Origin of the sequence: Mesorhizobium sp. M7A.F.Ca.US.006.04.2.1 (assembly GCF_004022915.1) — a bacterium.
Classification (GTDB): Bacteria; Pseudomonadota; Alphaproteobacteria; order Rhizobiales; family Rhizobiaceae; genus Mesorhizobium; species Mesorhizobium ciceri.
Genome location: NZ_RZQA01001505.1, coordinates 1 through 708 on the forward strand (window position 1 = coordinate 1; position 708 = coordinate 708).

1 protein-coding gene is annotated in these 708 nt (G+C 64.5%); it reads left to right on the top strand.

Annotation, left to right across the window (positions count from 1 at the left end):
- Nucleotides 1–708 (top strand): TauD/TfdA family dioxygenase (locus EN925_RS38375; protein WP_206633209.1); only part of this gene is annotated, 708 nt, incomplete at both ends.

A 708-nucleotide genomic window follows, 5' to 3' on the forward strand; every position in this document is an offset into this window, starting at 1 on the left:
GCCTATGATCGTGACGCGGCCCGCCAGCCCGGCTGGACAGACGAGGCCACCGTGCGATGGACCAAGGCCTCGATGCAGAATTCGGTGCCGCGCGCCGGCTATGCTGCGGCCAGCCATGATCGCGCTGTGCTGGGGCAATGGCTGTCGGCGGTGAAAACCTATGGCTTCGCGGTGATGGACGATCTGCCGACCGAATCCGGAGCGCTGTGCAAGGTGTCCGATCTGTTCGGCTATATCAGGGAGACCAATTACGGCCGCTGGTTCGAAGTGCGCGCCGAGGTCGATCCGAGCAATCTCGCCTACACCAATCTCGGGCTCCAGGCGCATACCGACAATCCCTATCGCGACCCCGTGCCGACGCTGCAGATCCTGTCCTGCATCGAGAATACGGTTGAGGGCGGCGAATCCAGCGTCGTCGACGGATTTGCCGTCGCGGCTGCGCTGCAGGCCGAGAACCCGGAAGGCTTCCGGCTGCTGAGCTCATGCCCGGCGCGCTTCGAATATGCCGGCTCTTCCGGTGTGCGGCTGCAGGCGAAGCGGCCGATGATCGAGCTCGGGCCCGATGGCGAGCTGATCTGCATCCGCTTCAACAACCGCTCGCTGGCGCCGACGGTCGACGTGCCCTTCGCCGACATGGAGGCGTACTACGCCGCCTACCGCCGGTTCGCCGAACTGATCGAGGATCCATCCTTCGAAGTGACGTTCAAG